The organism is Ekhidna sp. ABH4_415, from assembly GCF_056161305.1.
In genome coordinates, this window is sequence record NZ_JBSWYW010000001.1 from 399,311 (window position 1) to 418,267 (window position 18,957).

An 18,957-nucleotide genomic window follows, 5' to 3' on the forward strand; every position below is an offset into this window, starting at 1 on the left:
GTTTGATTGCGGCGAGCAATATTATCGCTTTCAGTTGATCTATTGGAGAACTTGTTCATTTAAAATTATAGCTCCACCAGCAATCTTTGGATTCATATGTCCTCCATGGTCATGATCGTGATTGGGGTCGCATTCGTTTCCGAAATCTTCAAAATTTTGATGAATGAATAATATGGTTCCTGTGATATCGGATTCGTTTTCTGTTCCTAAGCTCCAGAGATCAGTTTTCAATTTGAATATACCATTTCCGTCTTCATCAACAGAAATATTCCCAACGTCTCCTGCAAAGGGTTTTAGCCAAAATTCCCCAAGGCTCTTTGTATCGCAGAAAGCAACAAATTTCCCTTGATTCCAATGCCTTCCGGGTTCCTCAAGTGTTCCCTGATGGAGGTGCATAGCATGAGAAGTGTTGGGCTCCATTCCTGATACTTGCACTTCTAAGATGGTCACTCCATCCTGATAGACAAAAGAGGCATTACCCATCCATTCTCCCTTTTCATAAACTTCTCCATTCTCAGAGCTAACCCAGTAAATGTCTGCTGCTGCGAATGTTTTAGGCCCTGGATCTTTCTCCTTGTCACATCCGGAGAACAGTATCAAAGTGAAAAGAAAAGCAAATGCTCTCATTGAAGTAGTTTTTGAATTAACAACCCACAAAAATTAAACCACTAAAACAATGATCCGGTTTGCGAGGGAGGCAAAATTCCTAAATGTTTATAGGCAAGCTCAGTGGCTTCTCTACCTCTGGAGGTTCGTTTGATGTATCCTTCCTGGATTAAAAATGGTTCGTAGACTTCCTCGATGGTCTCGGACTCTTCGCCACAGGCGGTGGCTATTGTGCCCAGACCCACTGGGCCACCTTTAAATTTATTGATGATGGTAGATAAAATGCGGTTATCCATTTCATCCAATCCATGATCATCCACATCCAGCGCTTTAAGCGCCACTTTTGAAATATCCAGTGTGATGGCTCCATCTCCTTTGATCTGCGCAAAATCCCTGGTTCTTCTTAGCAGATTGTTAGCAATACGGGGGGTGCCCCGGCTTCTTCGTGCAATCTCAAAAGCAGCCTCTTCATCGATGATGGAATTGAGGATATCTGCTGATCGTCCCACAATTTTGGTCAGCAGTTTTGCATCATAGTATTCCAGACGTGCATTGATGCCAAAACGTGCGCGAAGGGGGGAGGTGAGCAGGCCTGATCGTGTGGTTGCACCAATCAATGTAAATGGATTCAGCTCAATCTGAACTGAACGGGCATTTGGGCCTGAGTCCAGCATGATGTCAATTCGATAATCCTCCATGGCAGAGTAGAGGTATTCCTCAACAACCGGATTCAGCCGATGGATTTCATCAATGAACAGTACATCGTGAGGCTCAAGGTTGGTGAGGAGGCCGGCTAATTCACTTGCCTTGTCCAGCACGGGTCCGGAAGTGACCTTGATGTTTGATCGCAGCTCATTGGCAATAATGAAAGAAAGCGTGGTTTTACCAAGGCCGGGAGGACCGTGAAGCAGTACATGATCCAGGGGCTCGGTTCGCTGCTTAGCAGCTTCAACAAAGATTTTTAGATTTTCTACTACTTTTTTCTGTCCTGTAAAATCAGAAAAGGCGAGGGGTCGTAGTGCCTTTTCTATTTCTTTTTCTGAGGATTCCATCCCCTCACCATCCGCTTGTAAGTAGTCTTCTCGCATTGACCTCAAATATAAACTACAATGGGATTGAACCCGATTGATTTAGTTTTGCCTTCAACATTATTGCAATGAAAAAAAAGCGTCTCATTATTTTCGGAATAAGCCTGGCGGTGGGCTTTGTTCTTCTCTCGTACCTAAGAAAGGATAGCCCCAGATTACACCACATTCAGGGGCAAACCATGGGTACCATCGTATACAATGTGAAATATGTAGCGAGTGCGGTGGAAGATCTGGATGCAATGATTTCGCAGGAATTGGTGGATTTTAATCAAAGCCTCTCTACATACATTTCAGATTCTGAAATTTCAAGGTTAAATGAAACAGGGGCACTGTCTTACGAATCAAAATTTTTTTACCCGGTACTGAAGGCCAGTAAAAAGGTTTTTGAGCAAACAGGAGGAACGTTTGACCCAAGCATTGGTCCGTTGGTTCAGGCCTGGGGTTTCGGTCCGGATAAAAGCATTCCGAATCTGGACGCTGCAAAAGTAGATTCCTTGAAAGGGGTGATTGGATTTGGGCAGGTGAGCTTTGATGAAGAAAACGTGTCACTTCCGTCAAATTTTCAGCTGGATTTTAGCGCCATAGCCAAAGGCTATGCGGTGGATGTAGTGGCTGAATTGCTGGAAGAAAGGGGAATTGAAAACTACATGGTCGAAATAGGTGGAGAGGTGAGATGCAGAGGTAAAAATGATCAGGACAAGCCTTGGGCACTTGGCATTGAGGATCCAACGGTTCAATCCAACGAACAAAAGCTTATGGCAATAGTAAGATTGAAAGATCTATCGCTTGCTACCTCCGGTAACTATCGCAACTATTATGAAAAAGACGGGCAGATTTTCGCTCACATCATTGATCCACGGACCGGATACTCGGCGAAACATAATTTATTAAGTGCATCAGTATTTGCATCAGATTGTATGACGGCAGATGCGTACGCCACTGCCTTCATGGTACTTGGGCTGGAATATTCCAAAGAAATTCTGAAGGCTCAGAATCTGGATGCCATTTTTATTTATCGTTCAGAAAACGGGATTGAAAGTTTTGTTTCAGGAGGGATTCGACCATTTTTGGAAATGAATAATGCGAAGGGGAATTAAAATAACGGGTATTTAGTTTTAAGCCCTATGAAAGCAAAACCTAATCATTCATGCTTTTAACCATTATCATTCTTATTGCATGTACGCTACTGGGTGGACTGAGTCTAAACCTCATTCCAGGTGTACAGAAAAACCTACGTCTGCCGCTCATTTTTGCAGGCTCTTACCTCTTTGCGATTACCATTATACACATCATTCCGGAGCTGTTCTCCATTAGCAGCAACCCATCTACGATTGGCTTGTATGTTCTCATCGGCTTTTTCTTGCAACAGTTTTTGGAATACTTTTCTTCCGGAGTAGAGCATGGTCATGTGCATAAACACAAGGCAGTTTCTACCAGCGGAAGAGCCTCTATCGTTATTGCGTTGGTGGTCCATAGTTTACTTGAAGGGACGTTGCTTACGCATGATTCTCCTTTTCATGAAAAGCATGAATCCTATTCACTTCTGCTGGGAATTGTATTACATAAAATGCCTGCGGCCTTCGCATTAATGGCCACCATGCAGGGACTTGGCAAAAAGGCCATTTACTTGCTGATATTGTTTAGTCTGGCATCACCGGCAGGTTTACTTTTAAGTGATCTTTTGCTCCTCTCAGCTGATTCACTTTTGATTGTGTTTGCGATCGTTTGTGGAAGTTTCCTGCACATTTCCACTACAATTTTCGTGGAGGCCAGCCCTGACCACCACTTCGGCCTGAATAAAATACTCATCAGCTTGCTGGGAGCAGTGTTGGCTATCCTGGTGGAGTTTATGATTTAGCTGTCTTTTACGTTGATTAGCTCTATTTGCATAGTCTGTCCAGCATAGTTATGGATCATCATTTTCACAAAACCTATATCCGGATGAAACCAAAAATTATGTGTTGAAGTACCAAAAGGTGCTGACGTGTAAGAGCTTACATGCCATGCTTCCAACTCACCATAAGGTGTTTCAATTTCTTCATAGTCCAAAATCTCATAGTTATTTGACAAAACTGAATTAGACCAATCCCCCCAGCCATCGTGGATGCTTAAAGTACTTGACCATTGTACGCCGGGCTCTATTGGTAATCTTATGCTCGGGAATGGTGCTACTTCGGTGAAGCTGAATTGATTTGATCTAAATGGATGCATCCAAATTCGATTTTCATTTTCGATTACCCCAGTCGCCTCTTGTTTTTGCCATAACCGATCATTTAGGCCTTTGTTTATAGCATATTCATTGATTCGATCAACATCCAAGCTATCAAATTCATAGGCGATAAGCAGCTCATTTTGTCTGTCAGAAAATTCCCAGGTATTCCCAGTTGCCATGATCCAAACACGACTTTCTGATATTAAATTATTTTCACTATCCCAGAATTTAGCCAGGTAAGTAAGTTCTCTGCATGGTTTGAAAACCATGTATCCAGCTGATTCGTTGCATGCTTTTTCGGTGAAAGGGCTATCGGATTTGCAACCAAGTAAGACCAAAACAAAAAGGAGGAAAAGTCTGTACATCTTTAAAACTTAATTTCTGATTAGCGATTTAAGCTATTCATTTTTTTCTAATTTCAATACATGAGAATTTTTCTCCTGACGATTGCATTCATACTTCCAGTCTTTTCTCAAAGCTGGGGATTCTTTGCTCATCGAAAGATTAACCGATTGGCAGTATTTACGCTTCCGCCCGAAATGATTGGTTTTTACAAGCAAAACATCCAGTACATCACCGAGAAAGCGGTCAATCCCGACATGCGGAGGTACGCAGTAAAAGAAGAGGCCGCACGACACTACATTGACATAGATGTTTATGGAGATTCGGCTGTTTATAAAATGCCTCGCTATTGGGACGAGGCGGTAGAGATGTATACGGAGGATACGCTGCAAGCATACGGCATTGTCCCCTACCACATCAATCGAATGACATACTGGCTGATCAAGGCGTTTCAGGAGAAAAATGCAGATCAGATTTTAAGGCTCTCCTCTGATATGGGACACTACATCGCTGATGCTAATGTGCCGCTCCATACCACTGAAAACTACAACGGCCAATTCACAGGTCAATACGGCATTCATGGATTCTGGGAGTCACGGTTACCAGAGCTTTTTTCAGACGATTATGACCTGCTTACGGGGAAAGCTGAATACGTTGAGAATTTGCAGCTTTATGCGTGGGATGCAGTAGTTAAGGCGCATGAAGCACTTGATTCGGTTCTGCTTTTTGAGAAGCAACTGACAAAAAGATACCCGGAATCAAAGAAGTATGGATATGAGGAGCGTGGCAATACCACCATTCGAACGTATTCTTACGATTTTTCCAAAGACTATCACCGTAAACTAAATGGAATGGTGGAGCGACGTATGCGGGCATCCATTAAAATGGTGGGCGACTTCTGGTTTAGCTGTTGGGTAAAGGCCGGACAGCCCAACCTGTCAGATATACTTTCTGATGTGGAATTTCCAGACTCCACTTTTGTGGTAGATCCTAACATGAAGCTTCGCAACCATGAGGCTGGGATTGGGGAGTAGCGCTTGATGGTTAAATCAGAATGTTGAGCAAATCTTCTTTGTGGTTCAAGTATTCGCCAAAAAACTTCCGTTCTTTCATTCTGCATATTAAAGGATCAAGGTTACTTTTTTCCTTGAGTTCAATTCCCACCACAGCCGATCCTGTCTCCCGGGAATTCTTTTTGGTATACTCAAAGTGAGTGATGTCATCGGAAGGTCCCAGGATTTCTGCTACAAATTCTTTCAGTGCTCCGGCTCTTTGAGGAAAACGAACCACAAAGTAGTGTTTCAACCCCTTATAAAGCAGCGCTCGTTCTTTGATCTCTTCCGTTCGTGTGATGTCGTTGTTGCTTCCGCTCACAATGCAAACCACATTCTTGCCAGTAATTTCATCCGACAATTGATCCAGTGCTGAAAGTGCAAGAGCTCCGGCAGGCTCCACAACGATTGCATCGCGATTATACAATGAAAGGATTGTTTCACAGACTTTTCCCTCAGGCACGGTCACCATCTTATCAATTACTTTCTTGCAGATGTCGAAGTTGAGATCGCCCACTTTTTGTACTGCTGCTCCGTCCACAAATTTCTCAATGGAATCAAGTGACACGTTTTTCCCTTCTTTCAGTGAGGTGGTCATTGAGGGTGCGCCTGCAGGTTCCACACCTATTATCCTGGTATTTGGAGAAAGGGTTTTGAAAACACTTCCTACCCCGGCAGCCATTCCTCCGCCTCCTACCGGGATGATCAGATAATCGATCGGTTCATTTGTCTGCTCAAGTAGTTCCAACGCTACGGTAGCCTGTCCTTCTATGATTTCAGGATCATCAAACGGATGGATAAAAGTGGCTTTATTGGTTTGGGCAAAAATCAGCGCATGAGCCTTGGCATTATCAAAAGTGTCCCCTTCCAGTCGCACGTCCACGAACTCCTTACCAAACATTTTTACCTGTGTAATTTTTTGACGAGGTGTGGTGGCCGGCATGTAAATGACCCCCTTGCATTCAAGGATGGCGCATGAATGAGCGACTCCCTGCGCGTGATTCCCTGCGCTGGCACAGACGACTCCATTTTTTAATTCGGAAGCGGAGAGTGACTTCATTTTGTTGAGTGCACCCCTGATTTTATATGACCGAACCAACTGGAGATCTTCCCGTTTCATTTGGATGTGTGCACCAAAAACGGAGGAAAGATGGAGGTTGGGCATCAAAGGAGTGAAGCTAACCACCTCCCGAATGGAAGATGCCGCTTCTCTCACTTTTTCAACCGATGGATGATAACGCTGACTTACTTGCATACCTAGCTATTTTCCGGACGCAGGCTTCTAACCGCAGCGCCTGCTTGCCACATTTCAGATTTTCGTAATTCATCAAGCTCGTTTTCAAGCCCTTTCCGGTAATCCGATTTTTCATTTGCTTCAATGGTGATGCGAGCTTCATTCGCGCTAGCCACACTGTCATAGAGGTCTTCAAAAACCGGAGATACGGCATCTCTGAATTTTTTCCACCAATCCAGCGCTCCTCTTTGAGCTGTGGTGGAGCAATTGGCATACATCCAATCCATGCCATTTTCTGCTACCAATGGGTAAAGTGACTGAGTTGCCTCTTCCACCGTTTCATTGAAAGCTTCAGAAGGAGAGTGGCCTTTCTTTCTAAGGAGGTCATACTGCGCTGCAAAGAGTCCCTGGATCGCTCCCATGAGGCTACCCCGCTCGCCGGTAAGGTCACTGTATACCTCTTTTTTAAAGTCTGTCTCAAAAAGGTAGCCGGACCCCACGCCAATACCCAGTGCTATCACACGATCTCTTGCTTTTGCTGTGGCATCCTGATGGATGGCAAACGAGGAATTTAGGCCTTTCCCAGCCACAAATAATCTTCTGAGCGAGGTTCCCGAGCCTTTAGGAGCTACGAGGATTACATCCACGTCTGCAGGGGGTATAATCCCCGTTTGATCGTGATAGGTAACTCCAAATCCGTGCGAAAAGTAGAGTGCTTTCCCTGGTGTCAGGTGTTTTTTAACGGTAGGCCACTGAGCTATCTGTCCGGCATCAGAAAGCAGGTATTGGATGATGGTACCTTTCTCACATGCTTCTTCGATCTCAAAAAGATCCTTTCCTTCTACAAATCCATCTGAAACAGCTTTGTCCCAAGAGCTGCCTCCTTTCCGCTGACCGACTATGACGTTGAAGCCATTGTCTTTCAGGTTTAATGCCTGACCCGGTCCTTGGACACCATATCCGATCACCGCGATGGTTTCATCTTTCAGTGTTTCTTGTGCCTTACTAAGTGGGAATTCTTCTCTGGTTACGACTTCTTCTATCGTTCCTCCAAAATCAATTTTTGCCATTTTAATTACGTTTATTCTGTTAGTACTTTGTTTCTGTTTTAGATTTCCTAAAATTCTTTGATACTGAGGTTTCGGGATTTTGCAGTTTCAAGCTCATGGATAAATGCCTCAGTCTTTCTTTTTGACTTAGATAAGGCGACCCTTCCAGACCTCACAAATTCCAATATCCCGTAAGGTTCGAGTGCCTCATACAATTGATGAGTATCCTCTTGCGCCCCCGTTTTCTCGAGTACAATCTGATCATCTTCAATCGCGAGTATTTTTGCCCCATATTTTCTTAGCAATTGTTCAATCGAAGCATTCTCCCTGAAAGAATCCAGTGAAAGTTTGTAGAGCGCTATCTCTTGATAGTAGATCTCATTTTTGTCATAAATGAATGCGCCCAGCACGTCAATCAATTTTCTGATTTGGCTTACAACTTTGTCCAGCGTAGATTTTTCACCATGAACTACAAGAGTGTACCTGCTGACGCCTGGTATTTCAGTTGTGGATACATTCAAGCTTTGGATGTTTATTTTCCTTCGATTGAAGATGATCGTTAGCTTGTTTAGCAAGCCGGGTTTGTCTTCAGTCAATACCGATATCGTATAATCTTCCATACTCATCACTCTAAGCGTATTTTAGAAACACAGCTCCCCGTGGGAACCATTGGAAATACATTTTCTTCTTTTTCTACCACCACTTCCAGCAGGCTAGGGCCCGAAGTTCCCAGCCAATTTTCAAAGGCCTGTTCAAGCTCCTTCCTATCGACCACTTTTTGGGCAGGTATATTGTAGGCCTCTGATAGCTTGATGAAATCAGGGTTTTCCATCTTGGTGAATGAATACCTTTTGTCAAAAAAGAGCTGCTGCCACTGTCGTACCATTCCCAAAAACTCATTATTAAGAATCATGATCTTCACAGGGATTTGATACTCCATGATGAGTGCCATTTCCTGCAGGGTCATCTGGAATCCACCATCCCCAATGATGGCAATCACTTCACGATCCGGCGCACCTATTTTCGCCCCGATAGCAGCGGGAAGACAGAAGCCCATGGTTCCTAATCCTCCGGAAGTGATATGGCTTCTTTCCTGATCAAATCGGTAGTACCTGCTGGTCATCATCTGATGCTGACCCACGTCGGTCAAAACCATGGATTTTCCATTGGTCTTATCAGAAAGTTTACTGATAACCTCAGCCATAGTCATTTTATCTGTCGAGGGAGTAATCGCCTTTGCAACTACTTTTTCATCTTCGATTTTTTCACAGGCCTTAAATTCAGCTAGCCATTCAGAATGATCTGCTTGTTTTACCATTGGGAGCAATGCCTCAAGCGCTTCTTTTGCATCTGCGTGAATGGCTACATCTGTCTTTACGTTCTTGTCTATCTCTGCCTCATCCAGCTCAATGTGAATCACCTTCGAGTTTTTGGCGTAGGTCTCCAGGTCTCCTGTCACCCGGTCATCGAAACGCATGCCCACGGCAATGAGGACGTCACATTCATTGGTCTTGAGATTGGGTCCATAGTTACCGTGCATACCAGTGTATCCCACGTACAAAGGATGTTTAGTTGATAATGCAGAAAGCCCCAGCAGTGTGGAGGCGGCTGGTATGTGTCCTTTTTCAATGAAATTCTTAAGTTCCTTTTCAGCACCGGATAGTGTCACACCTTGCCCAAAAATCAAGAATGGTTTTTTTGCTTCGTTGATTAATGCAGCAGCTTTTCCGATAGCTTCATGATTCAACTTTGGATAAGGAGCATAGCTTCTAATGTGCGCACACTTTTCATAGGAATATTCGAAAAGTTCTTGTTGGGCATCTTTTGTGATGTCGATTACTACAGGGCCCGGTCTTCCTTGCTGAGCAATGTAAAAAGCACGAGCAAGTGCCACTGGAATTTCATTTGCTTTAGTCACCTGAAAATTCCATTTGGTCACTGGCATAGAGATGCCAATTACATCGGTTTCCTGAAATGCGTCACTGCCTAAAAGGTGACTGGCTACCTGGCCGGTAATGCATACGAGAGGAGTTGAGTCAATCTGCGCATCGGCGAGACCGGTAATGAGGTTGGTTGCTCCCGGACCTGAGGTAGCAAAGCAAACCCCGGTTTTTCCAGAAGCTCTGGCATATCCTTGTGCAGCATGAATAGCTCCCTGCTCATGCCTTGCCATGTAGTGTTTGATTTGGTCATCATAACCAAACAGGGAATCATAGATTGGCATGATAGCACCACCCGGGTATCCAAAAATGGTATCAACTCCTTCAGCTAACAAGCACTTTAGTACTGCCTCAGATCCAAGGATCGTTTCAGTCTCTTTCGATTTTACTGCAAATTCTAATGTCGAAGCTTCCATACTCCATTATTTATCGTTGAACCATTCATTCATCTGTTGTGCAACCTTCGGAGGCTGTATTCACAGAGTTGATATATTTTTTTAGCACGCCTTTTATGGCCTTATAGGCAGGTTGAGTCCAGGCGGCCTTACGTTTTGCAAGCACTTCATCCGTCAGCTTTACGCTTATCGTATTCTTTTTTGCATCAATGGCGATGATGTCCCCGTCTTCTATTAAAGCCAGTGGACCTCCTTCCTGAGCTTCCGGGGTGATGTGCCCCACCACAAACCCATGAGATCCGCCTGAGAACCTGCCGTCGGTTATCAAAGCCACATCTTTTCCCAATCCCGCACCCATCACTGCTCCGGTTGGTTTTAGCATTTCCGGCATTCCGGGACCACCTTTCGGGCCGGAGTATCGAATGACAATGACTTCTCCCGGCTTGACTTCTTTGCCGATTCCTTCAATAGCAGCAAACTCATCATCATAGCATCTGGCAGGACCTTCAAAGTATTCTCCTTCTTTACCAGTGATCTTCGCGACAGCTCCTTGGGGTGCCAGGTTCCCTTTCAGGATTTGAAGATGTCCGGATTTTTTTATCGGATTGCTGAAGTCATGGATGATTGTTTGATTGGGCTTTAACTCACCAAAGCCTTCGAGATTCTCAGCGATGGTCTTACCTGTTACTGTGAGACAGTCACCATTTAGATAACCTGCTTTCAGCATCATCTTCATTACACCCGGAATGCCACCTACATCATGCAGATCCTCCATCAGATATTCCCCACTAGGCTTGAGATCAGCCAGAAAAGGAGTGGAATCTGATATCCTTTGAAAATCATCTATGCTTAGAGAAACACCAACGGATTTTGCCATGGCAATCATATGCAACACAGCATTGGTAGAGCCACCTAGCACCATGATCAGACGGAGGGAGTTATCAAATGCCTCCCTGGTCATGATATCAGAAGGTCGGATATCTTCTTTTAGCAAGTGTTTGATTGCAAGTCCTACCTGATACGTTTCTCGGTTTTTATCGTCACTTACTGCAGGATTAGAGGAGGATGTAGGCAGGCTCATCCCTAGTGCCTCAATCGCTGAAGACATGGTATTAGCGGTATACATGCCCCCACAAGCTCCCGGACCAGGAATTGCATTTTTTATGATGCCATTATAATCTTCATCGGAAATATTTTTTCCAAGCTTTTGACCATACGCCTCGAAAGCAGAGACGATGTTCAGCTTTTTCCCTTTCCACTTCCCGGGTTTTACCGTGCCACCATAGACCATCAGTCCCGGTCTGTTTAGTCTACCCAATGCTATGATGGAGCCCGGCATGTTTTTATCACAACCCACCACAGGCACAACCGCATCATAAAACTGTGCATTGGCTACTGTTTCAATGGAATCAGCAATAATGTCTCTAGACACCAATGAATACTTCATGCCTACTGTTCCGTTGGACATCCCATCACTCACTCCGATGGTATGAAAAATCAGACCCAGTAGGTCAGCCTCATTTACACTTTTCTTGACTTGATGAGCCAGAATGTTTAAGTGCATATTGCACGGGTTGCCCTCAAATCCAGTGCTGACAATGCCCACCTGTCCTTTTTTAAGATCCTTTTCAGAAAGGCCCAAAGCGTATAGCTGTGCCTGGGAACCCGGCTGGGATGGATCCTGTGTGATCGTTTTGCTGTATTTATTTAATTCTGACATTGTTCCGTTTTGACATAAAAAAAACCCCTCTCAGATGCTGAGAAGGGTTCTTGAATATTTTTATTTATCAATAGTCTCCTCAGCGCATATCGTAAATGATAATGACGTTAAGAATAGAGACGATATTGACTATGATGTTTTGCACGTTCGGTGTTTCTCCCTCGATATTGTGTTGTTAGATAATGCAATTTAGTGAAAGGTTTATTGAATCCTTATTCATTTCCATTTTTCCACCTTCTTCGATAAACCACGCAATTGAATCTCCAACCTTCGAACATGGGCTTGCTTCATTTTTGTCTTTCAAGATGTCTTCTGTAGCTACCTTATGTTCCAGCGCCCAATCCACAGCTTTTCGGATCGTATTAGCTTCTTCATAAAGCTCGAAGTGTTCGTACATCATAGCAACCGAAAGGATGGTCGCCATCGGGTTTGCGATATCTTTTCCGCTTGCTTGTGGATATGAACCATGAATTGGCTCGAATAGAGCAGATTTAGTTCCTACTGAAGAGGATGGTAGCATTCCCAGCGAGCCGGTGATCACACTTGATAGATCCGAGATGATGTCACCAAACATATTTTCGGTTAACACCACATCAAAGTTTCCGGGATTGAGCATCATTTGCATGGCGGCATTATCCACATACATATATTCTACTTCTACTTCAGGGTATTCTTTGCTGATATCCTGTATGACACGCCTCCACAACCTGGATGTTTCCAGCACATTTGCCTTATCAATCAGGGTGAGCTTCTTTCTTCTAAGAGTGGCAGCTTCAAATGCCTGATAAGCAATTCGACTGATTTCGTGCGTCGTATAATCACACGAATCATGTGCATGCGAGCCATCATCTGACAGTACTTTATCACCGAAATAAATACCACCAGTAAGTTCCCGATAGATCACCATGTCCACATTTTCCAGCAAATGCTCCTTAAGCGGAGAAACCCCTTTTAGGATATCATAGGTTTTAACCGGCCGAATATTCGAAAAAAGCTGTAGGGATTTCCGCAATTTGAGTAATCCTTGTTCCGGTCTGACTTTCAGATTTGGATCATTGTCGTATTTCGGATCGCCTATGGATCCCAGCAGGATAGCATCACTATTCAAGCATAAATCAAGTGTTTCATCAGGAAGGGGAGAGCCCGTCTCATCAATGGCATTGGCTCCAATCAGTCCGTGCTTCAGGATGAAGTCATGGCCAAAATAAGCATTGATGGCGTGTATGACCTTAGTTGCCTGTGAAACGACCTCAGGACCGATTCCATCACCGGGTAGTATGGTTATATTTTTTTTCATCTCTGTTGTTCAAATTGTTCAACTTGATCTCTAAGCTTTATCAGGTAGTCAGTTTCATCTACTCCATTCAGCAGACACTCTTTTTTAAATGGAGAAATGTGAAAGCTCTTTTCCAGATTAAGAGTGGAAACTTTAACCAACTGATCCAGGAGGGATACTTCAATTTCAGTTTCCGGCTGATCTAAGACCAACTGGGTGATCGCAGCTATCGAGTGCTCATCCAGCTCAATTGGAAGGATGCCGTTGTTGTAAGCATTGCCTTTAAAAATATCGGCGAATTGCGTAGATAAAATCACTTTGATTCCAAAACCTGCAACTGCCCAGGCAGCATGCTCTCTGCTGGAGCCACATCCGAAGTTGTTCCCTGCAATAAGGATCTCAGCATCTTTTCTGGCTGGTTTGTTTAATTCAAAATCCGGATTTGGACTTCCATCTGCCAGATATCTCCATGCATAAAATAAGTTCTTTCCGTACCCGAGTCGGTCCGTTTGCTTCAAAAATTTAGCTGGGATGATCTGATCTGTATCAATATTATCAATAGGTAGCGGTATGGCTTTTGATCGAATCTCCATCAGTTTAGAAATAGGGTTGGATCAGTAATTTTTCCTGTAATAGCAGAAGCTGCAGCAGTAAGCGGACTGGCTAATACTGTTCGAGCTCCTTCGCCCTGCCTTCCTTCAAAGTTTCTGTTAGACGTGGATATACAGAGCGATCCTGCTGGAATCTTATCTTCATTCATAGCCAGGCAGGCACTGCAGCCGGGCTCACGAAACTCAAAGCCTGATTCTTCAAATATTTTATCCAGGTTTTCCTCAATGGCCTGAGAGCGAACCTTCATCGATCCGGGAACTACCCAAACATTCACGTGATCAGCTTTTTTTCTGCCTTTCACCAGATTCGCGACAGCACGTAGGTCCTCAATTCTTCCATTCGTGCAACTACCGATGAATACATAATCCACAGACTGATCAGATATTTGGTCATCCTGATCAAATTGCATGTAACCCAGCGCCTTTTTGGTAATGTGCTTTGAGGCACTCATTCGATCCGATAATCGGATGCCGGTATCAGGAGCTGTACCACAAGTGACCAATGGATGAATGTCTGCGGCATCAAGCTTTACTGTTTTATCGAAGACTGCATCTTCATCCGTGTTAAGCGACAGCCAGGTAAATATTTTTTCTTTAGGAATATTGACCCTGCTGGTGACATAATCAATGGTTGTTTGATCAATGCCAACCAGGCCTCCTCTGGCACCCATTTCGATGCTCATATTGCAAACGGTCATGCGTTCTTCCATGGTGAAATTTCGAAAAACATTCCCGCTATACTCTACAAAATAGCCGGTAGCACCTTCAGTGCCCAGCTGGGCTATGATATACAACACAACATCTTTTGCAGTAACTCCTTTATTCAGTTTCCCATTCACCTCAATTTTCATGGTTTTAGGTCGGGAGAGTACCAGACTCTGTGCGGCAAGTACCTGCTCAACCTGCGAGGTGCCGATACCAAATGCGATCGTCCCAAACGCACCGTGAGTAGAAGTGTGACTATCGCCACATACGATGGTCATACCGGGCTGAGTAATGCCAAGATCCGGACCAATGATGTGAACAATGCCTTGATTTTCATGCCCAATCCCATATAATTCGATTCCAAACTCCTCACAGTTTTTGATCAACGAGTTTACCTGATTGGCAGATAAAGGATCTTTGATCGGTTGGTCTTGATTTTTAGTTGGCACATTGTGGTCGGCTGTGGCTACACACTGCATCGGTCGAAACACGTCGACTCCTCTTTTTCTAAGACCATCAAAAGCCTGAGGGCTGGTGACTTCATGTAAGAAGTGCTGATCAATGTAAAGGACATCCAAACCATCAGCTATGTGTTTCACCACATGCGTATCCCATATTTTATCGAATAGCGTCTTTGACATTATGCGTAAGCCTTGATGGTTTTGAATATTTTATGCAAATGACCAGGTCCTACATTTTTGACCTGATCGGCCACTTCTAAAAATTCCTTGTAGGCAATTTTCAGGCCTTCCGGTTCCAATTCGTACCCCAATTTTTTTGCATGGTAGTTCAATGCTGCCTTACCGCTTCTGGCAGTCAGTATTATTTCTGATCCTGCGGCTCCTACAGTAGCCGGATCAATGATTTCATAGGTTTCTCGCTTCTTGATCACCCCGTCCTGATGGATTCCGGAAGAGTGCGAAAACGCATTAGATCCAACGATTGCTTTATTTGGCTGAACAGGCATATTCATCATGGATGATACCGTTTTACTCATTGAAGTAATTTGCGTGGTGTCGATCTTGTGTGTCAAATTGATGTGTTGATGCTGGTTGATGATCATCACGACCTCTTCCAATGAAGTGTTTCCGGCACGTTCCCCAATTCCGTTGATCGTGCATTCCACCTGCCTGGCGCCTGCCATCACTCCGGCAATGCTGTTGGCTGTTGCCAAACCCAGGTCGTTATGACAGTGTGTAGACAGAATGGCTTTATCAATGTTTGGAACATTATTCACCAGGTAGGTTATTTTTTCTGCGAATTGCTCCGGCAGGCAGTAGCCGGTGGTATCCGGTATGTTGATGATAGTAGCTCCGGCATCTATTGCCGCTTCAACTACCCGAGCAAGGAATTGATTGTCTGTTCTGCCGGCATCTTCGGCATAAAACTCAACCTCTGAAACCAGGTTTCTGGCATATTTCACAGCATGAGCACCCCGTTTGATGATGTCATCGTTGGTAGTGTTCAGTTTATATTTCACATGAAATTCTGAAGTCCCTATCCCGGTGTGAATTCTTGGGTTGGCAGCATCTTTAAGCGCTCTTGCCGCAACATCAATATCTTCTTCAACAGCACGGGTGAGTCCACAGATGGTTGATTCTTTGATGTGCTGGGATACGAGCTCCACAGACTTAAAATCTTCAGGACTTGAGACCGGAAATCCAGCTTCTATAATGTCAACACCAAGGCTCTCAAGCTGGAAAGCAATTTCAAGCTTTTCTTCACTTTTTAACTGGCAGCCCGGTACTTGTTCACCGTCTCTTAATGTGGTATCAAAAATGTGAAGTTTGCTCATTTCAACTTAGTGCTATTTTTACGTGCGTGAACAAATGTGGTCGCTAGGAGAGGTTTGATGAAACCTTATATTTTGATTATTCATCTGTTCAAGTCAGCTTTTTTAGTAATAACACATTAAAAATCAATCACTTAATATCTTGTAGATTCACTTGGTCAAGCAATTATCATATCAATTATTCGAGCTCATTAAACGGCTGTCAAAGGCTGAAAAACGAAATTTTAAGCTGTATGTGAAAAGGAACACGACGGATAAAGAGCTGATCTCCATCAGATTATTTGATGTGATCGATAAGCTTTCTCATTGGAATGATGAGAAAATTCAGGAAGCTTTCCCAAAGTTGAAAGCCAATACACTTTCCAATCACAAAGCACGGTTGTATGAACAGGTTTTGGTGAGTTTGCGGTTGCTACAATCTGATGATCCACGTATTCGGATTAAGGATCACATTAGCTATGCTGAGTTGTTGCACAAGAAAGGACTCTATGTTCAAAGCCTGGCTCAATTGGCAAAAGCTAAACAGATCGCCAGTACGTTTAAAATGGACATTCTAAGACTGGAGATCGTAGAATTTGAGAAAAAGATCGAGGGAAGATATGTGACCAGGAGTCACTCTCAACGAGCCGATGAATTGACTGATGAATCCTCATTGCTCAGAAGTCGGTTTTACTTTGAAGGTGCATGGTCGGATTTATCGCTCAAGCTATATGACTATTACCTGAAGTTTGGTCATAGTAAAAGCGAGGAGCAGCAGAAGAAGCTTGCGGCGATGTTCAATGAGAGCTTACCGGTTTCTACGAATACTGAATTCGAAGATACTATTTACAAATACCAATGTTACGTTTGGTTCTACTACATATCGCAAGACTTTGTCAGGTGCTATGCATATGCTCAAAAATGGTGTCAGGTTTATGAGAAGAATGAAGCCCTGTTAGAGAGTGAGCCTGAGATGTATATTCGAGGTTTACATAATGTGCTTGCAGCACTTTTCTATTGTGACGATGTTAACCGATTCATTGGAAATTATAAAAAACTTAAGGAATTCACTTCTAAACATCAGCATAGATTCAATGAGAATCAGGTGATTCAGTCTTTCATCTATCTAGAAACGGCCAACCTCAATTCGTACATCATAGAAGGAAGGTTTACAGAGGGAGCCAGGTATTCGGATGAATTTCTCCAAAAAATGAAGCCTTTTGAGGGCCGCTTAGATATTCACAGAATCATGGTCTTCCACTATAAGATTGCCAGTCTGAAATTTGGAAGTGCAGATTTCTCAGGTGCAATAAAGCATTTGAACATTATTATAAACCACCCGAGCATTGCATTGAAAGAAGATATTCAATGTTTTGCTCGCATTCTGAATTTGATTTCGCATTATGAACTTGGCAATGATGATTTGATTGACTTCCAGATTAAGTCCACCTATCGATTCTTGTTGAAACTGAGTGATTATCAGCGTGTGCATTCGGCGATTTTCAATTTCTTAAAGAACTCAGTATTCATGGACCGAAAAAAGCTTGAGCATGATTTCAAAATATTGAAAGAAGAGTTGCTCGAGATTCTTGAAGACAAATACGAACGCAGATCGTTATTGTATCTGGATTTGATTTCCTGGCTTGAAAGTAAGATTACAGGAAGACCAGTGGAACAAATAATCAAAGAGAAAAAATTGGCTAAAATGGGCTAAAAATGGCCTTCAGGGAAATAAATAAAAAAAGCCAAGGCATAGTTCTCCTTGGCTTGTCAGGTCTTGCTGGTTGAAAAGACCCTATAGAGACATTGCTAGGAGTGCTAAATAAGCTATCCCAAGCGATGCTATTCTTACTAATGTTCCGGTTCTAACGAATTTGCGGGTGAGTATGGCCGGATCTATAAAATTCACCTGTTTGTCCATAACATTCCTTTTATGTAAAAGTCTCAATATCCAGTCTATTTAAGAATGGGGCTAACTCTTAGATACACGTAGGTATAATGCTTATGAACTATAGGGATTAATGCACAAAAAAAGCCACCTAAACAGCTAGGTGGCTTCTTATATCGAATGGAAATCTCACTTATCCAATAGAAACTCGCTTGAATTCAGAAACAGTCAATCCTTTGGATACTGAATCCAAATATTGAGCGATTGATTGCTTATTGTCTTTTACGAATGCCTGACTAAGAAGCGTATTCTCTTTGTAGAATTTATTCAGCTTACCCAATGCAATCTTCTCGATGATTTCTTCTGGCTTACCTTCCTGTCTTGCCTGATCTTTCCCTATTTCAATCTCTTTCTCAACGATAGCCGGATCTACGCCATCTTTGTCAACTGCCACCGGGTTCATCGCTGCGATTTGCATTGCTACATCTTTACCAGCTTCTTCTACGTCTGTGCCGTTTGCATTTTTCAATGCTACCAGTACTCCAAGCTTACCATTCATGTGGATGTATGGAACTACTGCCTCGCCTGTAAGGATTTCAAAAGCTTTCACTTCAAGCTTTTCTCCAATCTTACCTGTTAGTTCAACAATCTTTTCACCTACAGACAAATCACCAAGGCTAAGTGCATTGAGTGCTTCAGCGTTTGCTGGCTTCTCTGCGAATGCTGCCTCTGCAATCTGATTTCCTAGCTGAATGAACTCATCGTTTTTAGCAACGAAATCAGTCTCGCAAGTGAATGCGATCAAAGCACCCTCTGTTCCAGCGTCGTTGGTTTTGGCAAATACAACACCCTCAGAAGTTTCTCTGTCTGCTCTGGAAGCAGATACTTTCTGCCCTTTTTTTCTCAAAAGCTCTACTGCTTTATCAAAATCGCCCTCTGCTTCTGTCAATGCCTTTTTGCAATCCATCATGCCGGCACCAGTCATTTGCCTTAGTTTGTTTACGTCTTGTGCTGTAATAGCCATCTTATTTCTTGGTTTTAATTTTTCTACAAACAAAAATTGAACAC

General features: G+C 43.4%; 17 protein-coding genes. 4 read left to right on the forward strand and 13 right to left on the reverse strand.

The annotated features are described in order from the left end of the window. Positions 1 to 39: 39 nt before the first annotated feature. Positions 40 to 627: a superoxide dismutase family protein gene (locus tag ACXAH9_RS01750; RefSeq protein ID WP_474893166.1), complete on the reverse strand. Its 588-nt coding sequence runs from the start codon at positions 625 to 627 to the stop codon at positions 40 to 42. A gap of 41 nt (positions 628 to 668) precedes the next feature. Further along, a complete protein-coding gene (gene ruvB / locus ACXAH9_RS01755; protein WP_474893167.1) occupies positions 669 to 1,694 on the reverse strand; it encodes a Holliday junction branch migration DNA helicase RuvB in 1,026 nt (341 codons plus the stop codon). A gap of 68 nt (positions 1,695 to 1,762) precedes the next feature. On the opposite strand from ruvB, the gene ACXAH9_RS01760 reads away from it, so the two are divergent. Then, positions 1,763 to 2,791 (forward strand): FAD:protein FMN transferase, encoded by a 1,029-nt coding sequence (locus tag ACXAH9_RS01760; protein WP_474893168.1) that lies wholly within the window; start codon positions 1,763 to 1,765, stop codon positions 2,789 to 2,791. Positions 2,792 to 2,841: 50 nt separating this feature from the next. Continuing rightward, positions 2,842 to 3,552, forward strand: coding sequence for a ZIP family metal transporter (locus tag ACXAH9_RS01765; protein WP_474893169.1), 711 nt, complete (start codon positions 2,842 to 2,844; stop codon positions 3,550 to 3,552). On the opposite strand, the gene ACXAH9_RS01770 is transcribed toward ACXAH9_RS01765, so the two are convergent. After that, positions 3,549 to 4,271, reverse strand: coding sequence for a hypothetical protein (locus tag ACXAH9_RS01770; protein ID WP_474893170.1), 723 nt, complete (start codon positions 4,269 to 4,271; stop codon positions 3,549 to 3,551). The genes ACXAH9_RS01765 and ACXAH9_RS01770 overlap by 4 nt on opposite strands. A 60-nt stretch (positions 4,272 to 4,331) precedes the next feature. On the opposite strand from ACXAH9_RS01770, the gene ACXAH9_RS01775 reads away from it, so the two are divergent. Beyond that, positions 4,332 to 5,282: a zinc dependent phospholipase C family protein gene (locus tag ACXAH9_RS01775; protein WP_474893171.1), complete on the forward strand. Its 951-nt coding sequence runs from the start codon at positions 4,332 to 4,334 to the stop codon at positions 5,280 to 5,282. 10 nt (positions 5,283 to 5,292) lie between these two features. Here ACXAH9_RS01775 and ilvA read toward each other — a convergent pair whose 3' ends face one another. From ilvA to ACXAH9_RS01820, 9 genes are all read right to left on the reverse strand, one after another. Next, complete coding sequence (ilvA, locus tag ACXAH9_RS01780; protein WP_474893172.1) at positions 5,293 to 6,555, reverse strand: threonine ammonia-lyase; 1,263 nt, start codon at positions 6,553 to 6,555, stop codon at positions 5,293 to 5,295. 2 nt (positions 6,556 to 6,557) lie between these two features. After that, a complete protein-coding gene (gene ilvC / locus ACXAH9_RS01785) occupies positions 6,558 to 7,604 on the reverse strand; it encodes a ketol-acid reductoisomerase (protein ID WP_474893173.1) in 1,047 nt (348 codons plus the stop codon). 47 nt (positions 7,605 to 7,651) lie between these two features. Then, entirely contained in the window at positions 7,652 to 8,209 is a 558-nt protein-coding gene (gene ilvN / locus ACXAH9_RS01790; protein WP_474893174.1) for an acetolactate synthase small subunit, read from the reverse strand. After that, positions 8,209 to 9,939 carry a biosynthetic-type acetolactate synthase large subunit gene (gene ilvB, locus ACXAH9_RS01795; protein WP_474893175.1) on the reverse strand — a complete coding sequence of 577 codons (1,731 nt, stop codon included), beginning with the start codon at positions 9,937 to 9,939 and terminating at the stop codon, positions 8,209 to 8,211. The genes ilvN and ilvB overlap by 1 nt, the downstream gene beginning before the upstream one ends. Before the next feature lie 25 nt (positions 9,940 to 9,964). Next, positions 9,965 to 11,638: a dihydroxy-acid dehydratase gene (gene ilvD, locus ACXAH9_RS01800; protein WP_474893176.1), complete on the reverse strand. Its 1,674-nt coding sequence runs from the start codon at positions 11,636 to 11,638 to the stop codon at positions 9,965 to 9,967. Positions 11,639 to 11,813: 175 nt separating this feature from the next. Next, positions 11,814 to 12,935 carry a 3-isopropylmalate dehydrogenase gene (leuB, locus tag ACXAH9_RS01805; protein WP_474893177.1) on the reverse strand — a complete coding sequence of 374 codons (1,122 nt, stop codon included), beginning with the start codon at positions 12,933 to 12,935 and terminating at the stop codon, positions 11,814 to 11,816. Beyond that, complete coding sequence (gene leuD, locus ACXAH9_RS01810) at positions 12,932 to 13,507, reverse strand: 3-isopropylmalate dehydratase small subunit (RefSeq protein ID WP_350206413.1); 576 nt, start codon at positions 13,505 to 13,507, stop codon at positions 12,932 to 12,934. Before leuD ends, leuB begins: the two co-directional genes overlap by 4 nt. Continuing rightward, positions 13,507 to 14,871 (reverse strand): 3-isopropylmalate dehydratase large subunit, encoded by a 1,365-nt coding sequence (gene leuC, locus ACXAH9_RS01815; RefSeq protein WP_474893178.1) that lies wholly within the window; start codon positions 14,869 to 14,871, stop codon positions 13,507 to 13,509. The genes leuD and leuC overlap by 1 nt, the downstream gene beginning before the upstream one ends. Then, complete coding sequence (locus tag ACXAH9_RS01820) at positions 14,871 to 16,025, reverse strand: 2-isopropylmalate synthase (protein WP_474893179.1); 1,155 nt, start codon at positions 16,023 to 16,025, stop codon at positions 14,871 to 14,873. Before ACXAH9_RS01820 ends, leuC begins: the two co-directional genes overlap by 1 nt. A gap of 232 nt (positions 16,026 to 16,257) precedes the next feature. Between ACXAH9_RS01820 and ACXAH9_RS01825 the strand changes: the two genes are divergently transcribed. After that, positions 16,258 to 17,715, forward strand: coding sequence for a hypothetical protein (locus ACXAH9_RS01825; protein WP_474893180.1), 1,458 nt, complete (start codon positions 16,258 to 16,260; stop codon positions 17,713 to 17,715). Between the two features lie 367 nt (positions 17,716 to 18,082). Here ACXAH9_RS01825 and tsf read toward each other — a convergent pair whose 3' ends face one another. Next, positions 18,083 to 18,913 carry a translation elongation factor Ts gene (gene tsf, locus ACXAH9_RS01830; RefSeq protein ID WP_474893181.1) on the reverse strand — a complete coding sequence of 277 codons (831 nt, stop codon included), beginning with the start codon at positions 18,911 to 18,913 and terminating at the stop codon, positions 18,083 to 18,085. Between the last annotated feature and the right edge of the window lie 44 nt (positions 18,914 to 18,957).